At 67.6% G+C, this 17,656-nt stretch carries 18 protein-coding genes; 6 read left to right on the plus strand and 12 right to left on the minus strand.

The features are described 5' to 3' along the window. Window positions 1–1,095: 1,095 nt before the first annotated feature. The 6 genes from BLU81_RS45060 to BLU81_RS45085 all read right to left on the minus strand — a co-directional run bounded on the left by BLU81_RS45060 (window position 1,096) and on the right by BLU81_RS45085 (window position 6,434). The gene (locus BLU81_RS45060; protein WP_092555577.1) at window positions 1,096–2,889 is read right to left on the minus strand and encodes a glycoside hydrolase family 3 protein; all 1,794 of its coding nucleotides are present in this window, start codon (window positions 2,887–2,889) and stop codon (window positions 1,096–1,098) included. A 49-nt stretch (window positions 2,890–2,938) separates the two neighbouring features. Further along, complete coding sequence (locus BLU81_RS45065; protein WP_157752048.1) at window positions 2,939–4,222, minus strand: MFS transporter; 1,284 nt, start codon at window positions 4,220–4,222, stop codon at window positions 2,939–2,941. Window positions 4,223–4,559: 337 nt separating this feature from the next. Continuing rightward, entirely contained in the window at window positions 4,560–4,931 is a 372-nt protein-coding gene (locus BLU81_RS45070; protein WP_197686051.1) for an antibiotic biosynthesis monooxygenase family protein, read from the minus strand. Window positions 4,932–4,955: 24 nt separating this feature from the next. Continuing rightward, entirely contained in the window at window positions 4,956–5,279 is a 324-nt protein-coding gene (locus tag BLU81_RS45075; RefSeq protein ID WP_197686052.1) for a 2Fe-2S iron-sulfur cluster-binding protein, read from the minus strand. After that, the gene (locus BLU81_RS45080) at window positions 5,280–5,834 is read right to left on the minus strand and encodes a pyridoxamine 5'-phosphate oxidase family protein (protein WP_092555581.1); all 555 of its coding nucleotides are present in this window, start codon (window positions 5,832–5,834) and stop codon (window positions 5,280–5,282) included. A 9-nt stretch (window positions 5,835–5,843) separates the two neighbouring features. After that, on the minus strand, window positions 5,844–6,434 hold the full coding sequence (locus BLU81_RS45085) for a TetR/AcrR family transcriptional regulator (RefSeq protein ID WP_157752049.1): 591 nt from the start codon (window positions 6,432–6,434) through the stop codon (window positions 5,844–5,846). 87 nt (window positions 6,435–6,521) lie between these two features. Between BLU81_RS45085 and BLU81_RS45090 the strand changes: the two genes are divergently transcribed. Together BLU81_RS45090 and BLU81_RS45095 are read left to right on the plus strand one after the other, a co-directional pair. Next, window positions 6,522–7,778: an NAD(P)/FAD-dependent oxidoreductase gene (locus BLU81_RS45090; protein ID WP_092555585.1), complete on the plus strand. Its 1,257-nt coding sequence runs from the start codon at window positions 6,522–6,524 to the stop codon at window positions 7,776–7,778. 147 nt (window positions 7,779–7,925) lie between these two features. Next, complete coding sequence (locus BLU81_RS45095; protein WP_157752050.1) at window positions 7,926–8,888, plus strand: GGDEF domain-containing protein; 963 nt, start codon at window positions 7,926–7,928, stop codon at window positions 8,886–8,888. A 6-nt stretch (window positions 8,889–8,894) separates the two neighbouring features. On the opposite strand, the gene BLU81_RS45100 is transcribed toward BLU81_RS45095, so the two are convergent. Next, window positions 8,895–9,701 carry an IclR family transcriptional regulator gene (locus BLU81_RS45100; protein ID WP_172890753.1) on the minus strand — a complete coding sequence of 269 codons (807 nt, stop codon included), beginning with the start codon at window positions 9,699–9,701 and terminating at the stop codon, window positions 8,895–8,897. Window positions 9,702–9,741: 40 nt separating this feature from the next. Next, a complete protein-coding gene (locus tag BLU81_RS45105) occupies window positions 9,742–10,236 on the minus strand; it encodes a VOC family protein (RefSeq protein ID WP_092558575.1) in 495 nt (164 codons plus the stop codon). Between the two features lie 110 nt (window positions 10,237–10,346). Here BLU81_RS45105 and BLU81_RS45110 point away from each other — a divergent pair, with 110 nt between their 5' ends. Next, entirely contained in the window at window positions 10,347–11,186 is an 840-nt protein-coding gene (locus BLU81_RS45110; RefSeq protein WP_092555589.1) for a fumarylacetoacetate hydrolase family protein, read from the plus strand. Between the two features lie 60 nt (window positions 11,187–11,246). Here the strand turns inward: BLU81_RS45110 and BLU81_RS45115 are convergent, their stop codons facing one another. From BLU81_RS45115 to BLU81_RS45130, 4 genes are read right to left on the minus strand one after another with little or no spacing between them, the layout of a single operon-like run. Then, window positions 11,247–12,167: a VOC family protein gene (locus tag BLU81_RS45115; RefSeq protein WP_092555591.1), complete on the minus strand. Its 921-nt coding sequence runs from the start codon at window positions 12,165–12,167 to the stop codon at window positions 11,247–11,249. A gap of 22 nt (window positions 12,168–12,189) precedes the next feature. Next, on the minus strand, window positions 12,190–13,035 hold the full coding sequence (locus BLU81_RS45120; protein ID WP_092555593.1) for a fumarylacetoacetate hydrolase family protein: 846 nt from the start codon (window positions 13,033–13,035) through the stop codon (window positions 12,190–12,192). 27 nt (window positions 13,036–13,062) lie between these two features. Then, window positions 13,063–14,235: an acyl-CoA dehydrogenase family protein gene (locus tag BLU81_RS45125; protein WP_092555595.1), complete on the minus strand. Its 1,173-nt coding sequence runs from the start codon at window positions 14,233–14,235 to the stop codon at window positions 13,063–13,065. Between the two features lie 32 nt (window positions 14,236–14,267). Beyond that, window positions 14,268–14,789 carry a flavin reductase family protein gene (locus BLU81_RS45130; protein WP_092555597.1) on the minus strand — a complete coding sequence of 174 codons (522 nt, stop codon included), beginning with the start codon at window positions 14,787–14,789 and terminating at the stop codon, window positions 14,268–14,270. Between the two features lie 151 nt (window positions 14,790–14,940). On the opposite strand from BLU81_RS45130, the gene BLU81_RS45135 reads away from it, so the two are divergent. From BLU81_RS45135 to BLU81_RS45145, 3 genes are all read left to right on the plus strand, one after another. Then, the gene (locus tag BLU81_RS45135) at window positions 14,941–15,714 is read left to right on the plus strand and encodes a FadR/GntR family transcriptional regulator (protein ID WP_092555599.1); all 774 of its coding nucleotides are present in this window, start codon (window positions 14,941–14,943) and stop codon (window positions 15,712–15,714) included. A 230-nt stretch (window positions 15,715–15,944) separates the two neighbouring features. After that, the gene (locus tag BLU81_RS45140) at window positions 15,945–16,889 is read left to right on the plus strand and encodes a TAXI family TRAP transporter solute-binding subunit (protein ID WP_197686054.1); all 945 of its coding nucleotides are present in this window, start codon (window positions 15,945–15,947) and stop codon (window positions 16,887–16,889) included. Continuing rightward, window positions 16,886–17,590, plus strand: coding sequence for a class II aldolase/adducin family protein (locus BLU81_RS45145; RefSeq protein WP_092555601.1), 705 nt, complete (start codon window positions 16,886–16,888; stop codon window positions 17,588–17,590). Before BLU81_RS45140 ends, BLU81_RS45145 begins: the two co-directional genes overlap by 4 nt. The last annotated feature ends 66 nt before the right edge of the window (window positions 17,591–17,656 follow it).

A 17,656-nucleotide genomic window follows, 5' to 3' on the forward strand; every position in this document is an offset into this window, starting at 1 on the left:
GGTCACATGCCTGGTCACAGCCTTGATCAACATCTCCGGGATTGGTTGAAATCGGACGGCATGGCGGTGTCGTTCTGTCCGGATCTGCGTATGAAATAGCACAAGTTGATGTTACTTAACACAATCGTTATATGGCCTGGGGGTCAAGGGGTCGCAGGTTCAAATCCTGTCAGCCCGACTTAACAAAAGGCCAGCTTAGCTGGCCTTTTGCATGTCCGGACATCGATGCAACCGCTGCGGCGCGACACGCATTTTTGCACGTACGCGCGTACGGTTTACGCTGGGATGCCGGCGGATCTTCGTAGCCGGTTCGTACTCGACAGCTTTGAGCATTCTCTCTCTGGGTGTACCTCGCTGTCGGGGCACCTGGTTGAGCAGGGCGTTCATGGTCGGAGTGACCGAATCTCGACGCGACAGGCATCCTTGTTGGTGTTGTCGAATGTCGGCCCATAGCTTTCTCCTATGTGGATGACCGCGACACCTCCATGACACGGACGCCCGTACGGTGATCTTCGTCTGGGCTCATTGGTCCTGTCCTGAGCCGGTAATTTTATGATCGTGGGTGGTGGCGGGGTGCGGAAGTTGGCTGGGGTTGTCCGCGGTAGTCTCGGCGGCCGGCTGTTGTAGCTCCGGCAGACGGCGGGCTGTCGGAGTAGACGGTGACTGTCCGAAGAACCCGTTGATCACTGGATTTTTCGCCGGCATCGCACGTTGAATCCGGCACCCACGATGACTCGGCCGCTGTGGCACTTGCTGCGTTGGCTTGCCAGGCGTGGCTCATATCGAGTGTGGCGAATCGCTGTGGCCGAATCCGGCGCCTACGCGGCCCGTCCAACACCGCGGGTGCTGTGACAGGTCGGCTCCCGGGCATCCGAAGGCCGCTACAGATGTCCTGGTCGCTGGGTTCAGGTTCAGACTTCGTCGCCATCGAACGGGGTGGCCGACTCCTGCGGGTCGCGTTTTCGCTGACTCTGTTGCCTGATTCGCGGCGCGCCGATGGTGGCCCGTGTCGTCGCTGTGGTGTCCAGTGGAGGCGTACGGCGTTGTGTCGAGGCCGCACGCGCTCGACTCATCCGGCTACAGCGCCTGTCTCGCTCAGTGCGCGGGCAACGGTGACGATTCGGTCGCAGCCGCCGCGGCGATCGGCTGCGGCGACCTGTCGTCGTACCGCAGGCCGTGGCCGAACGGGAACAACGGGTCGGCAGTGTCGAACGGCGCGTCCGGACGGCTGGCCTCGACGGCTGTCATGGAGGACGGAAGGTCGAAGGGCAGCATGCCCCGCGGTTCCTCTTCGCCGAAGAGGGTCCGGACGACCGCCTCCTCGCAGGCGCCGAAGTTGGCGAGTACGGCTGCGGCCGAACCGGCGAGTTCGGTCAGGATGGCCGGCCGGTCCAAATAGATGTCGATGACGGTGGGAACGGTGCGGCAGATCTGGGTGATGCGTTCGATCTCCGCGGCGGGGAACGCCAGCGACCCGGCGTGGAAGAACGACTCGAAGGACTTCCCGTCACCGCGTTGTTCCCACGGCGCTTGCAGCCGCAGGACGGCGACGTCGGCCTCGCTGAGCGCGTCGACCGGGGTTGCCCGGCCACTAAAGGACTCTGCGGACAGGCCCTCGGCGTAGACCTTCAAACCGGCGCGCAGCGGCAGCCGTGCCGGACCGCTGGCGGCGTTGGTGAGCAGGGTGTGCGCGGCGGCCTGGGTGGCGATGCCCTCGGCCCGCGCCGCAGTGGTGCCGACGATGGTGTCGGCCCGCTCGGCGTCGACGTGGCGGTCGTCGAAGAGACCGAGCCGGAACTTCTCCCGCAACAGCCGGCGTACCGAGACGTCGATCCGGTCCTGACTGACCTGCCCTGTCCGCACGAGCGAGACGAGGACATCCGCGCGGTGTTCGCCACCGAACTGGTCCACCCCGGCGTCCAGGGCTTTGAGCATGCGCTGTTCGTAGGTGAGGTGCTCGACACCCCAGCAGGTGTTGGACAGGATGCCCCAGTCGGTGCAGACGATGCCGTCGAAGCCGAGCTCCTCGCGCAACAGGCCGGTGATCATGTCCTTGTTGAAGCCGAAGCCGACCTCTTCGACCCCGGCCAGGCCGATCGGCATGCCGTAGTAGGGCATGAGCTGGGCGACGCCCGCGGCGATGGCCGCCTTGAACGGCTCCAGGTGCAGGTCGAAATAGCCACCGGGATAGACCTGCTCGCGTCCGTACGAGAAGTGGGGGTCCTCGCCGTCCTTCTGCGGTCCGCCGCCGGGGAAGTGTTTGGCCATCACTGATACGGATTCCGGTCCGACCTCATCGCCTTGAAGGCCTTTGATGTAGGCGACGCCGAGCCGGGCGGTGAGCCCGGCGTCCTCGCCGAAGGTGGTGCTCTGCCGGGCCCACCGTGGTTCGGTGGCGAGGTCGATCTGCGGGTGCAGGGCCGCCCGGATCCCGACCGCCCGGTATTCACTGCGGACCAGGCGGGCGAAGCGTTCGACGAGGCCCTCGTCGCGCAGCGCGGCCAGGCCGAGCGGTTCGGGGAACTGGGTGAAGGGTCCGGCCATCATCGCCGTAGCGGGATTGTCGGTGAAGTGGTGCCGCGGGTCGGAGGCGATGGTGACCGGGATGCCGAGCGGGTGTGTGCGGGCCTCGTCCTGCAGCATGTTGTGCCACTGCGCGATCTGCCGGGCGCTCGGGGCGAACAGGATGTTGAAGTGGGTGAGCCCTTGAGCGAGCAATTCGCGGATGGACGCGGAACCGAACATGCCGGGCGCGTCGAGATCGCCGATCATCACGAACTGCTGGAACAGCAGCCCTGCCTTGTCTTCCAGCGACATCCGGGGCAGCAGGTCGTCGACTCGTTGGTCGACCGGAAGGGTGGGGTCCTCGTACGGGAAACGGGCATTCATCGTGGCGCCTTTCGGAGGCTTTCGTAGAGGCGAGCGGGTGTGCCGTACGTCATGCCGAGTTCTTGATCCGGGTGATCGCGAGCGAGGCGATGGCGCAGAAGACGGCGCTGGCCAGGAACAGCAGCGGGTAGCCGGCGTCGAAGAGCGCGTTGCCGACCGGGATGAACAGCACGCCGGCCAAGAAGGGGGAGAGTGATTGCGGAAGGGTGTTGGCGATGTTGAGTACGCCGAGGTCTTTGGCGGTGTCGTCCTTGTCGGGCAGCAGATGCAGGCACAGCGCCTGGTCGACGGCGAAGAACATGCCCGCGCCGAGGCTCAGGACGACTTGCAGGACGAGGATGGCGGGCATGCCTGCGGCGCCGAGCGCGGGTGTGAGTGCGATACCGGCCAGGGCTCCGGCCATGACGAGTCCGGCGCCGATGATGAATGGTTTGCGTCTGCCGATCCGGTCGGAGAGGTAGCCGCCCAGAACGCTGAACAGCACCAGGGCGACGAGGCCGATGACGTTGGCGATGGCGTTGAACTGCAGTTGCTCGTCGGTGTCGGTGACGCCGAAGTCCGCGGCGAGGAACAGGGTGAGGTATCCGGGGAGTGCGCCGAAGCCGAGCGCGATGAAGAACTTGCTCAACCACGCCCAGGCGAAGTCCGGGTGTTTGCGCGGGTTGAAGACGAACGACAGCATCAGCTGCCGCAGGTTCAGCGGCTGAGCGGCCGGATGCTGCCGGATCCGGTCGCGCAGGCGAAGGGCGAACCACAGCCCGAGAAGAAGGCCCAGGATCGCCGGAACGGCGAAACGCAGCAGATCGGTGGGTAGCACGAACAGCAGCACGGCGCCGACGGTGATGCCGAGCGAGGTGACCGAACCGACGATTCCGGACACGCTGCCGCGCTTGGCGTCGGGCACCTGGTCGGCGATGGTCGCGCCGGTGCCGGCCATCGCGAAGTTGGCTCCGGCCTGAGCGATGCACCAGGCGATCAGGAGAACGGTGACGTTCGGCGCCCATCCGCACGCGATGAGCCCGACAGCGGCCACGAGGAGGCCGCTGACGATGAACGGCCGGCGCATACCGGCGGCCGAGGTGCAACGGTCCGACAGCCGGCCCGCCAGCGGCTGACAAACCATCGCGACGGCGGCACCTGCCCCGGTGACCAGGCCGAGGCGTGCCGGGGTGGCGTCAGCGCCGACGAGATGCTGGATCTTGACTGACAGGCCGCCGGTGACCGGGGCGATGATGGCCATGTAGATGCCGAATTGAGCGGCGGCGAGCCGCCGGACGTAGCCGGGTGGCGCGGTCGAGGGGACGGCGGAGAGGGAGGACGGTGGCTGAAGCATGACCATTCCCTTCGGCGCGGCGACCTGGGAGGACGCAGATCTGCCGGTGTCGTGCATGAGCGGAGATGATGAGCCGTGGACCGGTTGAGGGCACGGTTGTTCACCGGCGCGAAGCCGTGAGGCTGTCCGGGGAGAGGAGAGGCAGGAAGCTTCCCGACAACGAAGTCGGGGCGGCACGGCGGCTCATCTGCGGTTCGACGTGGACGCCGGCAGTCATCGCCGATGCGGTGGTGAGCTGGGAGCGCTAGGACGCGAGACTCATCAGGTTCGCGGTGCGCTGAGGGTGACGCCGGCTGGGGGGGACCGCTGCAGCCGGCGTCACCTGTCGGGACAGGCCTCAGCCGATGCAGATGCCGGGGACTGCCTGCTTGCGGACGAGGACGGGGCAGGAGGTCGACCCGTCCGGGTACAGCGGCAGCAGTTCTTGGAATTGCGGGTTGAAGAATGCGGCGCGCAGCGCTGAGGTGGACTCCCAGACTGCGATGTTGGTCAGTACCCGGCTGTCTGCGGTGCCCCGGTAGAGCTGTGCGGAGATGAAGCCGGGTTGCTGGCGCATGACGACGGAGTCCTTCTGCCAGACGTCGATCACCGCATCGACCTGTCCCTCGGGGGCGACGAAAGTGTTGATGAGGGTGACGGGTCCGTCGTCGGGGTGTTCGAGCTGTGCGAAAAACGGTATGGCCGGGTCGGTGTCCTTAACTTCGATCATGGTGAGGCGTCCTTTCGATGGTTGTCAGGCCTGTCGTTCAGGGAGCCGGGCTATGAGGCCGTCCAGTTCGGGGGTCACGGTGATCTGGCAGCTCAGCCGGCTTTCGCCGGTGCGGTCGTAGGCGAGTTCGAGCATGCCGTCCTCCATGTCATCGAGTGGGTCGAGCCGTGCGGACCACTCGGCGCTGATGTAGCAGTGACAGGTCGAGCAGGCGCACATCCCGCCGCATTCGGCGAGGATGCCGGTGACACCGAGTTCCTGCGCGGCGCGCATCAGCGACTGCCCGGCGGTTGCCTGCCCGGTGATCTTCCGGCCGTCGGCCTCGATGAAGGTGACTTCGATGCTCACTCAGGCCGCCGCCTTGGTGTCGTACGGGGCCAGCGATGCGACGTTCTTGCCGTCGGGGGTGAAGGTGACCAGGGTGCGGTAGAGCATGTGGACCCGGTTGTCGGCCCACAGCGCGGTGACCGGGTCGATGCGGAAGAAGACCTGCCGCAGGGCGACGCCCTCGCGTTTGAAGTTGTCGTACATGTTTGAGTCCTGCAGCCAGGAGAACTGCTCGCGGCTGACGTCGATGGCGTGTTCGATGTCGGCCTGTTCGGTGAGGAAGGTGGCCCGGCCGGTGACTTGGACCGAGCGGACCTTCATGCGCCCGTGGAAGCCTTCCGGCGGCGTGTGGGCCAGGGCGTAGGCGATGTTCGGGTTGTTCTTGAGCGCCGCGTACTTGCGGGTGTAGGTGAACGTGTGGCAGTAGACGGCCAGTCCGTCGGAGGCGAAGTGCATGGTGGCGGCCGACGGGGTGCCGTCGGCGCAGATGGTCGCGATGGAGCCGATCTCCTCCTCGCGCAGCAGTTCGGTGATGGCCTTCTCGACCTGGCTGGTGTCGGGCAGAACGGGGGGCATGGCTCTCCTTCAGGAACGAGGGTGGGTCAGGGTCGGTAGCAGTACGGCGTCGACGAATTCCGCCTGTGCGGCGGTGTCGAAGTGCCTGTGGTGGATCAGGTAGCACACCAGTGCTTCGCCGATGATCAGATCGAACAGCCGCCCGGCCTGGGCGGGGTCGTGCAACTCGCCACGGCCGATGGCGCGGTGTACGACGTCGCGGCACTCTTGACGGCGCGGCTCGAGCGCGACGCCCCAGAGCGTCTCGGCGATGACCGGATCACGTTGTGCGGCCGCCAGCAGGCTGGCGAACGCGGGAACCTGTTCCATCTCGGCCAGGCCCGCCATCAGCGCGACCAGCCGTATCAGGTCCTCGCGCAGCGACAGGGCGTCGCTGGGCAGCGCCACCTCACGGGACCGGGCGACCAGCGCGTCGCAGACCAGCGAGCGTTTGTCGGGCCAGCGCCGGTAGATGGTCGCCTTGCTGGCGCCGGCGCGAGCGGCGACGGCATCGATGGTCAGCTCGTCGTACCCGACCTCGCGGAGCAGGTCCAGGACGGCGTTCACGATGGCGGCGGTGCGGGCGGCGGCGCGGCTGCCCGGTGGTGTGCTCTCAGTCATTGTGAACGGAACCGTACTGATTTCCACCACGTGTGGCAAGGGTTTCAGCACTGCTTCTAGCGCGAATGTGTACGCTATCGTTTCGATATGCAGAATCTAGGTGTGGTCATCGTGGGTGCCGGTCACGGCGGCAGTGCGGCGGCGGCTGAACTGCGGTCGGCCGGATATCCGGGCCCGATCACCGTGCTCGGCCAGGAACCGCACGCCCCCTACCACCGGCCCCCACTGTCCAAGGCATGGCTCGCCGGTACAGCTGACGCGAACTCCCTGCAACTGCGGCCCGGACGGTTCTACCTTGAGCAAGGGATCGACCTGCGGACCGGCTCAACCGTCGTGGAGATCGACCGGGCACGCAGCACCGTCGCCCTCGCCGACGGCCGAGAGCACGTCTACGACCATCTGATCCTGGCGACCGGCTCACGGCCCCGCCGGCTGCCGCTGCCCGGCGCCGACCTCGACGGCGTGCTGGCGCTGCGCGACGCGCGAGACGCCGATCGCCTCAAGGCGGCACTTGTACCGGGGAGCAGGGCCATCGTGATCGGTGGCGGCTACCTCGGCCTAGAGGTCGCCGCCGCGGCGTCTGGCCTGGGCGTGCAGGTCACCGTGGTGGAGCAGCAGAACCGCCTGCTTCCGAGGGTCGCAGGCGACGTGCTCGCCGGTTTCCTCGAAGGCTTTCACCGGTCGCATGGCGTCGAGGTGCTGCTCAGCGCGGCAGTGACTCGTCTGGAGGGCTCCTCGGCAGGGCAGGTCCGCTGCGTGCACCTCAGCGATGGCCACGTGATCGACGCTGACACGGTGCTGATCGCCGCTGGGGGCGTCCCCAACGTCGAACTCGCTGAGGACGCCGGCCTGGATTGTGCGGACGGCATCGTCTGCGACCAGTCCGGCAGGACCAGCGACCCGCGGATCTTTGCCATCGGCGACTGCGCTCGGCGCCCCGTGCCGCACGGCGGTGGCCTCCTGCGGCTGGAGAGCGTTCACAACGCCAACGAGCAGGCGCGCCGGGTGGCCGCCGTGCTGTGCGGGTTGCCCCTTCCTCCGGACGAGGTGCCGTGGTTCTGGTCCAACCAGTACGACCTGAAGCTGCAACTGGCCGGGCTGCCCTACGACGTCGACGAGGTGGTCGTACGAGGTGATGCCACCAAGGCACCACTTGCCGTCTTCTATCTGCGGCATGGGGTCATCCAGGCCGTCGAAGCGGTCAACGCGCCTCGCGAGTTCGCGGTGGGGCGCCAGCTCATCGGTGCGTGCCGGAAGGTGGTGCCGGAACTGCTCGCCGATCCGTCCGTCGCGATGCGCGACGTCAGCGCGGCGGCCACCGAGGTGGCTCCGGCTCAGAAATGACCAGATCAGGACGATAAACGAACCGTGAGTTCGGACCGCGCGTCTGCTGGCCTCTTCACGCCGTCCTGGCTGTGTCCACGGCCGGTGGACCGCTCACGCCTTTTCGAGCTCGACGAACAGCTAGGCTCGCACGGCAACATCGCCCAGGTGCTGATTCCCCTGTCGCTAGTGCTTTCCTCGATGTGGCTGGGACCCTGGGCGTTGCTGCCGTTGATCTTCCCGGTGCCGTTGTTCGTCGCGATGCCCTGGCTGATCCGGCACGTGCGGCAGCCGGAGTGGCTGTTGCTGGCGGGTGTCCTCGGCTTGGGTGCAACGCTCGCTGTCTCGATCGCGATGACCGGGGGCGTACGCAGTCCGCTGGTCCCGTGGGCGGTTTTCATCTGGCCCGGTATCAGCGCCCGGTTCCCCCGGCGGGCCGGGGCGCTGATCGCCGCCGTGATCGGGGTCCTGATGACTGTCGCTTGCATCCTGGCGCCGCCGCGACCGCCGGCACCGACCCCCGCCGTGGTGGTTTGTCTCATCGCGGCGCTGGTGACCACCGCCTACTACACCGGCGTACTGAGCCGCGCGGAACACGACCAGCGTGCTGCGGCGACCTTCGATCAGCTGACCGGACTGCTCACCCGGGCCGCGCTGGCAAGACGCTTCGACGACCTGCGGCGCGAAGCCGTACAACACCAATGGCCGTTGTCCCTGCTGGTGTGCGACGTCGACCATTTCAAGCGGGTGAACGACACATGGGGACACGACCGGGGCGATGCGGTTCTTCGCGCTACGGCGGCGGCGCTGGAACGCGGTGCGCGTTCCTCGGATCTGCTGTGCCGGTTCGGGGGAGAGGAGTTCGTTCTCGTTCTGCCCGGTGCGCCCGCCTGCGAGGCGGCGGAGGTCGCCGAACGGCTGCGCCTGGCCGTAGCCGGGGCGCAGCCCGCGGGGTTACCGGTGACCGCCTCCTTCGGCGTCAGCTGCGCCTACGGAACGGACATCGACTTCGCTGTCCTGTTCCGTACGGCCGATGCCGCGCTCTACCGCGCCAAGAGTGCCGGGCGTGACCAGGTCATGGTGGGCGCCGATCACGGAGCCGCAGGCACGGACACCGCAAGGGCCTGGTAGGTGCCGTCAGGAGATACTCAGCATGCGTACTTGTTCGGAGAGCGTGTCGGCCGCTTCGCGTACCGGGGCGATGTAGCGGTCGAGGTCGGAGTCGGGGACCCGGTGGGAGAGCGCCGCGATGCTGATGGCGGCGACGATACGGTCGTCTTCGCCGCGAATCGGCGCGCCGATGCCCAGCACATCCGGGTCGAGTTCCCCGCGGCCGACCGCGTATCCCTGATCGCGGATGTCGGCGAGATGCGCTCGCAACTTGCCGGCGTCGGTGTAGGTGGCGTCGGTGAAGCGGGCCAGTGGGTCCGCGAGTAGCCGGTCCAGTTCGTCGTCGGGGGCCCAGGCGAGCAGGGCCAGTGCCGCGGCGCCGGCGTTGACCGGCAGCACCTGGCCGCGTTCGTAGGACAGCCGTAATGTCTGGCCGGCCTCCTCGCGTTCCACGCAGACGACGGCGGACCCGGCGCGCCGCGTCAGGATGGCCGGGGCGCCGGTGCGCTCCACCAGCCGGCGCATGATCGGCTTGGCAAGGTCGGACAGCCCGACGCCCTTGCGGGCCAATCGTGCCAGATCCAGCACGCGCGGGCCGAGCCGGAAACCGCTGCCGGCCTGGTTCTCTTCCAGGAAGCCGTTGGAGGTCAGCGACTCCAGGTACCGGTAGGCCGTAGACCGGGCGACGCCGAAGTTTTTGGCGACCTCGTTGGCCGACAGCGTGAGCCGCTGGTCGTCGAACATCAACAGGATGTCCAGGGCCCGGTCCGCGGTCGAGTTCCGGACCCGGTATCCCTGGCTGCTAGCCGCTTCACGCGGCGCCGATGTTGACATGCGAGCAAGTTAGCATCGGCGCCGCGTGAGGCGTTCGGTGCTACTGGACGGGCTGGTAGGCGGCGCCGCCGTCGGCGAGAAGTCGTTCGGCTTCCGCGTAGATCTGCTCGGGCTCCTGACCGAAGTCGATGCTCTTGCGGAACGGCTGCCGGACGTCCTTCTCGATGCGCAGGTACACCTCGTTGCGGTTGCCCTCGGGGTCGAAGAAGTAGATGCCGAAGGCGTTGCCGTGGGTCACCTCCTGCTGGACTTCGACGTTCTCCTGCTGGAACAGGCGGTGGAAGGCGCGGATGTCGTCGATGGAGGCCACTCGCCAGGAGATCTGGTGCTGTTGCTTGTCGCCGATGGCGGAGGTGCGGCCCTTCTGCAGCACGAACTCGTGGTGCTCCTCGTCGGGCCGGGCGCTGAAGAACACGATGCCGAGGTCGTCGTCCTCGTCGGTGACCGTCAGGCCCATCATCCGCTCGTAGAAGTCGCGCATCTTCGGCAGGTCGTAGACCCAGAGGCCGGTGTGGCCGAGTCCGGTGATCGCCATGACTCCACCCTTCATGGTTGTTCTGTTTTTCAGGACACGTATCCTGAATGACGAAACAATAGTACGATCGAGGCTCGGCAACGGTCAACGACAGAAGAGGTGCACGACCCATGCGACTGGCCACACTTCGCGTCCGGGGCGAGACCCGGGCGGCACGCCTCGACGGCGACGAGTACGTCCTGCTGGCCAACCCTGACGTCGGCGCGTTGCTGGCCACCGGGCCGCAGTGGCGGCAGGATGCCGCGCAGCAGGCGGGGGAGCGGCTGCCGGTGATCGACGCCGTGTACGCACCCGTGGTGCCGCACCCCAACAAGATCATCTGTCTGGGGCTGAACTACGCCACTCACATCGCGGAGATGGGCCGTGACACCCCGCAGTACCCGACGTTGTTCGCCAAGTACGACGCGTCGCTGATCGGCGCCTACGACTCCATCACGATGCCGACAGTCAGTGACAAAGTTGACTGGGAGGCTGAGCTGGCCTTCGTGGTCGGCCGTCCGGCCCGTCACGTGCCGAAGGCCGAGGCTCTGGGCTACGTCGCCGGCTACACCGTCGCCAACGACGTCACCATCCGCGATTACCAGCGCCGCACGCGCGAGTTCCTGTCGGGTAAGACGTTCGAGGCGACCACCCCGGTCGGGCCGGTCCTGGTCACGGCTGACGAGTTCGGTGACGCCGAGCCGGATCTGGAGATCCGTTGTGAGGTTGACGGTGAGGTGATGCAGCGCTCGCGGACCTCGGATCTGCTGTTCGGGATCGCCGACATCGTGTCCTACATCAGCGACATCATCACCCTGCTGCCCGGCGACCTCGTCCTCACCGGCACGCCGGGGGGCGTGGGCGATGGCCGTGACCCGAAGGTCTATCTGAAGCACGGGCAGACGCTGCGCACGGTGATCGAAGGCCTGGGCGAGACATCCAACGTCTGCCTGCCGGAGAAGACCGTCTGAGCCTCGTTGCCGCACACGTCGGCGCCCGGCACAGTGTCGTGCCGGGCGCCGATCTCAGTTTCAGCTGCTGTGTGATCCGGTCATCAGCGCGGCGAGGTCCTCCGGGCGGATGAACGACGGCGGAGGTGGCGGCCCCCAGCTGAACAGGCCCTTGGCGCCCTCGTGTACCTCCGGCGTCCACAGTTGGTCGTCGACGACGCAGTCCATGTCGGAGTAGTACTCGCTGAAGTTGCCGGCCGGGTCCTTGAGATACCAGAAGAAGTTCGAGCCGGCGTGATGGCGGCCCAGGCCCCAGACATGACGTTCGGGATGGTCCTCCAGCATCGCCATCGCGCCGCGGCCCACGTCGTCGACATCGTCGACCTGCCACGACGTGTGATGCAGGAACGACACCGGGGCCGACAGCACCAGGATGTTGTGATGGTCCGGTGAGCAGCGCAGGAATGCCCCGACGTCCCCCATCAGGTCGCTGACCTTGAAGCCCAGTCCGTCGCGGAAGAACGCCGTGGTCGCCGTAAAGTTGGTGGTGCCCAGCACCGCGTGCCCGAGTTTGCGGGGTTGGATCGGTTCGTCGCGCACGATTCCCGGTGCCCGGACGTTGCGGCGTTCGATGCGGCCCGGACCGTTGTACGGCGTCGCCGGTGTGCTCGGCTGCGTGACGCGAGCCTCGGACTGCAGTACCGCACGGACGCCGGTCGCCGGCTCGTAGGCCGTCAGGGTGGTGCCGTCGAGCTGGGCGGAGACTCCCAACCGGTTCAGGCGGGCCGCGGCGGCGGCGAGGTCGTCCGGGTCGTCGGCGCCGATGCGGACCTCGACCAGCCGACGGGTGGGTGCGGCGACGACGCGCAGTTGCCGGCCACCGTCGCGGGTGGCGAACCATCCGTCGGTTTCCGGTCGGAGCCCGAAGTCGGTGTAGTAGCCGGCGGTCTCCTCGGGGTTGGGTACCCCCATCGTGACCGACGAAAGACGGTGCAGTGCCATGAGTGTTGCCTCCTCGGATGGCTCAGATGTGGAAGCGCTGCCGCAGCTCACCGATACCGGTCACGTACGAGACCAGCTCGTCGCCGTCAGCGAGCCACCGCTGGGGTTTGCGGCCGAGCCCGACACCGGCCGGTGTTCCGGTGAACAGGATGTCTCCGGGCGACAGCGGCAGGACCGCCGACAGCCTGGCGATGAGCACCGGCACCGACAGCAGCAGCTCTGAGGTGCGGCCCTTCTGGACGTCCTCACCGTTGATGGAACAGCCCAGCGCCAGATCGTCGGGATCGTCGAAACTATCCGCCGTGACCAGGTACGGGCCGGTGGGCGCGAATCCGGGATAGGACTTACCGAGGCTGAACTGGGGTACGGGGCCGGCGAGCTGAGTGCGGCGTTCGGAGATGTCCTGGCCGACGGTGAGTCCCGCCACGTGATCCCAGGCGTTCTCCTCGGCGACCCGATAGGCGGGTGCCCCGATCACCGCGACCAGCTCCACCTCCCAGTCGGTCTGGCCGTCGGCGGGCAGAGCGACATCGGTCACCGGACCGGTCAGGCTGCTGACGAACTTGGTGAAGACCGGCGGCAGGCCGTCGGGAACCGCGAAGCCGGACTCAGCGGCATGGTCACGGTAGTTCAGCCCGATCGCCAAGATCTGCCGGGGAGCGGGCGCTGGCGCTCCCAGATCCGTTGCGGAGAACGGCACGCCGTCGGCAAGCTCGGCGGTGGCGGCCCAGGCCCGGAACTCGGCCCACCGCGGATACACAGCCTGCGGGTCGGCGCTGAAGCGGCCCTCGCTGAGTTGCTCGACATCGACGGCGGTGCCGTGTTCGGTGATCAGGACCAGACGGCCGGACAGGTTGGCGATACGCACAGTTGACTCCTGGTACAGAGGAAGAGCTCAGATGAGGGGGGTGATGTTCTCGTCGATGCCGAGCAGGGCCTTGCCGTACACCTCGGCGGCGACGGTGGGCGCGGCCACCGCGTGCCGTCCGGCGGTGTTGGCGTCACGCCAGATCCGTTGCAGCGGGTTGACGTCAGCGAACGTGGCAGCACCGTGCACGGACACGAGCGTGTCGATGGCCTGCAGCACGTTGCTGATCACCCAGCCGGTGTCGGCGCGCACGCGGGCGCGGCTCAGCACGTCCGGGTATTCGCCGCGGGCGGCTGCCTCGTCGATGTCGGCGGCTGCCCGCCAGGCGTGCAGATGAGCGGTGTCGATGCGCATCGCCGCATCGGAGATCTGCAGTTGTACCGCGACCGAGTCGGCCTGGCTCTCGTAGAAGGTGTAGGAGATCGGCTTCTTGGCGGCCTTCTCGGTGACGAACTTGAGTGCGGCCCTGCCCAGGCCCAGTTGCGGGCCGGCCAGCACGAGCGCCAGGACGGGTACGAACGCCGCCCGGCTCAGGGTTTCGCCGGTGTGTTCGGTGGGGTAGCGGCCCTCGATGGCGGCGGGTACCGACATCACCCGGTGCTCGGGCACGAAGATGTCGTCGGCGATCAGGCAGTTGCTGGCGGTGCCCTTCATGCCGGCGACGAACCAGGATTCCTCGAGCGTCAGGTCGGTGCGCGGCGCGAGGATCAGCGCCTGATCGATGACGGCGCCGTCGTGGTCGGTCAGCGGCACACCCAGGACGGCCCAGTCGGAGTGCCAGGAGCCCGAGTTGTAGTACCAGCGGCCGGAGACGCGCCAGCCCCCGTCGGTGCGGGTGGCGGTCGAGGTGGGGCTCAGCACGCCGGTGACCCGGGCGCCGGGGTTGTCGCCGAAGACGTCGTCCTGTGCCTTGCCGGGGAACAGGCTGGTGAGCCAGTTGCAGACGTTGACGAGGGTGACGACCCAGGAGGTGGAGCCGTCGCCCTCGGCCAGGGCGGCCGACACGTCGAGCATGGTGCGCATATCGGTTTGCAGGCCGCCGTAGCGGCGTGGCGTGGTGAGCTGGAACAGGTGGGCCTCGGCGATGGCATCGATGACATCGTCGGGTACCCGCCGGTTGGTCTCGGTGGCCGTGGCGTGGGCGCGCAGCAGTGGTTGCAGGGCCTCGGCGCGAGCGACGAGCTCTTCTCGGGTGTTCATGGTGGGTCCTCTCCGGGCGGGCGAGTCGGTGGTCACCGGGCGCAGGCGGCGATCTGGTCGGTCACGGTGCGTGCGGTGGGGTGGGTGTGCGCCGAGTGGGTGCCGAACTGTCGATGGCCATAGACCAGCGGGGCGGCGTACCTGGTGTCGGCATGGGTGACCGCGCCGAGCAGCAGTAGGTGATCGCCGCCTTCGACGCTCTGCTGCACGTCGCAGGCGAGCCACCCCGGCGCGCCCAGTAGACGAGGCAGGCCCTGGTCGAGTCGCCACGGCACGCCCGCGAACCGGTCGTGAGTTCGTCGGGCGAAGCCCAGGGCGAGCTCGCTCTGGGCGTGGCCGAGGACGTTGACGCCGAAACGTCCACTGGCGGTGATGCGGGCCAGCACACTGGACTTTCGGTCGAGCGCGATCGACACCATCGCCGGGCGCAACGACAGTGATGCGAACGCGCTGACCGTGGTGCCGTACGGATGGTCGTCCTGAATGGTCGTGACGATCGTGACGGGCGCGCAGACGCCGGCCATGAGGTCGCGAAATTCCTGCTCACCAAGCATGGGAACCCCTGGGCCAAATCATCATAATGATTACGGCGATGCTGCATCCCGGTTACGCGGCCCGTCAAGAGGAGGGGGTATATTCGTCATAATCATTTCAGTGATCCGGGCGCGACCGTGCGCACTGGTGCGAAGCGCAAGGGGGTGCGCGATGGCGCGGAACGGCGGCAAGCGCGACGGCGCGCCGGGCGAGCCCATCGATCCGCCGGCGCTGCGCCGCGGTGACTGGGTGCGCCCGGCCGGGCAGGGGCGCGCCGAGCAAGCGGCCGACCTGGTGGCGACACTGGTCGCCAGTGCTCAGTCGGGTGCCCGCTTGGGCACCAAGGAGGAACTGCGGGCTCGCTGCGGCGTCTCGGTCGGGACTTTCAACGAGACATTGCGCCTGTTGCAGGCGCGCGGCCTGGTGACCGTGCGGCCCGGCCCGGGGGGCGGCCTGTTCGCCGCCGAGCAGACGCCGATGGTGCGACTGGGGCATTCCGTGCTCGCCCTCGACGGCGGCGCCGCTGACGTCGAGCAAGCGGTCCGGATCCGCAACGCGCTCGATCCGCTGCTCATCGAGGACGCGCTCTGGCATGCCTCGCCGGCTGACATCCAGGACATGCGCACGCAGGTGTGCCAGATGCAGGATGCGGTGGACGCCGGCGACCCGGACGCCTTCGTGCGGGCCAACTGGCGACTGCACGCCCGGATCGCCGAGGTCAGCCCGAACGCCCTGCTGCGCTCGATGTACCTGGGACTGCTCGAACTCGTCGAGCGCCGCACCGTATCGGTGCGCGCCGACGGCCGCAAGCCGCTCGATGAGCACCTCCGTGACCGGTGCCGGTTGCATGCGTCGCTGATCGACGCGCTCGACAAACGTGACCGCGATGAAGCGATGCGCCTGATCGCCGAACACGCCGACCGCGGCGCGAGCCGCACCGCCTGAGACGTTCGACAGCAGGATCGCTCAGCGGTCCAGTGCTGATCAGGGGATATACCTCTAGTTATAGAGGTGATAGAACTTCATGTCACCGGCGGATGCCGGATCTGTTGCGCGCCGATGACATACCGGCACTAGATTTTTTCAAAAAACAGGACCATAGTCCTCTTGGATAGGACTCCGGCGATGGTGGGGAAGTGGCCATGTCACCCGACATGACGGCAGGGGAACGACCTGTGGAACCGAAGATCAACCGATCCTTGACGCTGCATCTGCGCGGCGACTGGGGCACCGCGAACCTGCACCGGGTCTGCGGGTGGATCTCCCAGGAGCTCACCGACCGATGCGGCCCGCACACCCGTGTGGCCATCTGGAACGGCCGAGGGTTCAGCGACTCCGTGCGTGCGGTCGGCCGCGGTGAAGTCGACGTCGCGATGACGACGCCGGTCGCGTTCACCACCGCCGCACTCGACGCCCGCGGCGTCTTCAGCACGGAAGGGTTCCCGGAGTTGCGTGCGCTGGGTGTCGTACCGCAACGGGACCGCCTGGTCGTGGGCGTGCACAAGTCCTGGGGCGTCACCACGTTCGCCGACCTGCGCGAGAAGAAGCCGCCGCTGAAGCTGGCCACCTCGATCAACGACGGCGTCAACTACGTCGGCCTGGCAGCACACGAGATCCTGAACCGGTCCGGCGTCGACATCCACGGCTGGGGCGGGCAGTTCCTCGAGGACGAGCGCCCGTTCGAAACCCTGGATCACGTCCGCGACGGACGCGCCGACGCCATCGTGCACGAGGCGTACATGCTGCCGGCCTGGCAGCAGATCAGCCCCGACCTGAACTTCCTCGAAGTCGAGGCTGATGTGCTCGAGAGCCTGTGGAACGACTACAGCTGGCCGGCCGCGACCGTCGACGACGGGCATTTCCCGGGCAGCGGCAGCTTCCGCACCCTCGACTTCTCCGACTTCCTCGTCCTGACTCGCGCTGATCTGCCCGACGACGTCGCCTACGCGATCGCGTGGGTGCTGGGCGAGACCCGGCACCTCATCGAAGGCCAGTACCGGCATCTGGCACCGGAGCGCAGCCCGATCACCTACCCGCTGGAGCCGGCCACCATGGGCGTCACCCCGGTCCCGCTGCATCCCGGCGCCGCCCGCTACTACCAGGCCCTGCCACGCTCATGACTCCCGCCGAAGCCCAGGAACTGACCGTTCGGGCCTCGAACGCTCTGGCGGCGGCCGGTCACCGGGACATGATCTGGGGACACGTCGCCGTCCGCGACCCGCAGAACCGCGGTATCTGGATCAAGGCGCCGGGCTGGGGTCTCGAAGAAGTCGACCCCGCACTGCTGCAACTGGTCTCCTTCGACGCCGAGGTCCTCTCCGGGACCGGCAAACCCCACAAGGAATGCCATATCCACCTCGAAGTGCTGCGGGCCCGCCCCGACCTGGTCTGCTCCGTGCACACCCACGCCCGTAACGCCGTCGCGTTCGCCGCGCTCGATGTGCCACTGCTGGCCCTCTCGCACGAAGGCGCCCTGTTCGGCGGCGACGACGTGCCCCGCTTCGGCAAGACCGGAGCCCTGGTCAGCACACCGGCGCTGGGCAGGAGCCTCGCCGAGACGCTCGGCGATGCCCCTGCCGCGCTCATGCCCAAACACGGCATGGTCGCCGCCGGGCGCAGCGTCGCCGCCGCCGTCATGCATGCGGTCCTGCTCGACCGTGCCTGCCAGGTCCACCTGGCGGCCCTGGCCGCCGGCCCGATCGTCATCCACTCCGACCCCGACGAGGCGCGCGCCAAACGAGCCGAATGCTGGCCAGAGGCCCAGATCGAGGCGGGCTGGCAGTACCTACTGCGCAGTGCCGCGGCCCGCCTTTCCGTCTGAGCCGGCCCCGCACCTCTGCGCACATCCCCGCACATGAGCACCGAAATCTCCGCAGTTCTCTCATCG

The sequence above is a fragment of the Actinoplanes derwentensis genome, assembly GCF_900104725.1.
Lineage (GTDB): Bacteria > Actinomycetota > Actinomycetes > Mycobacteriales > Micromonosporaceae > Actinoplanes > Actinoplanes derwentensis.

What these genes read in the sequence shown, in the direction of transcription:
- BLU81_RS45060 (WP_092555577.1), bottom strand. Translation starts at nt 2,889, where the DNA reads ATGAATGCCCGTTTCCCGTACGAGGACCCCACCCTTCCGGTCGACCAA.
- BLU81_RS45065 (WP_157752048.1), bottom strand. Translation starts at nt 4,222, where the DNA reads ATGCTTCAGCCACCGTCCTCCCTCTCCGCCGTCCCCTCGACCGCGCCA.
- BLU81_RS45070 (WP_197686051.1), bottom strand. Translation starts at nt 4,931, where the DNA reads ATGATCGAAGTTAAGGACACCGACCCGGCCATACCGTTTTTCGCACAG.
- BLU81_RS45080 (WP_092555581.1), bottom strand. Translation starts at nt 5,834, where the DNA reads ATGCCCCCCGTTCTGCCCGACACCAGCCAGGTCGAGAAGGCCATCACC.
- BLU81_RS45085 (WP_157752049.1), bottom strand. Translation starts at nt 6,434, where the DNA reads ATGACTGAGAGCACACCACCGGGCAGCCGCGCCGCCGCCCGCACCGCC.
- BLU81_RS45090 (WP_092555585.1), top strand. Translation starts at nt 6,522, where the DNA reads ATGCAGAATCTAGGTGTGGTCATCGTGGGTGCCGGTCACGGCGGCAGT.
- BLU81_RS45100 (WP_172890753.1), bottom strand. Translation starts at nt 9,701, where the DNA reads ATGTCAACATCGGCGCCGCGTGAAGCGGCTAGCAGCCAGGGATACCGG.
- BLU81_RS45105 (WP_092558575.1), bottom strand. Translation starts at nt 10,236, where the DNA reads ATGGCGATCACCGGACTCGGCCACACCGGCCTCTGGGTCTACGACCTG.
- BLU81_RS45110 (WP_092555589.1), top strand. Translation starts at nt 10,347, where the DNA reads ATGCGACTGGCCACACTTCGCGTCCGGGGCGAGACCCGGGCGGCACGC.
- BLU81_RS45115 (WP_092555591.1), bottom strand. Translation starts at nt 12,167, where the DNA reads ATGGCACTGCACCGTCTTTCGTCGGTCACGATGGGGGTACCCAACCCC.
- BLU81_RS45125 (WP_092555595.1), bottom strand. Translation starts at nt 14,235, where the DNA reads ATGAACACCCGAGAAGAGCTCGTCGCTCGCGCCGAGGCCCTGCAACCA.
- BLU81_RS45130 (WP_092555597.1), bottom strand. Translation starts at nt 14,789, where the DNA reads ATGCTTGGTGAGCAGGAATTTCGCGACCTCATGGCCGGCGTCTGCGCG.
- BLU81_RS45135 (WP_092555599.1), top strand. Translation starts at nt 14,941, where the DNA reads ATGGCGCGGAACGGCGGCAAGCGCGACGGCGCGCCGGGCGAGCCCATC.
- BLU81_RS45145 (WP_092555601.1), top strand. Translation starts at nt 16,886, where the DNA reads ATGACTCCCGCCGAAGCCCAGGAACTGACCGTTCGGGCCTCGAACGCT.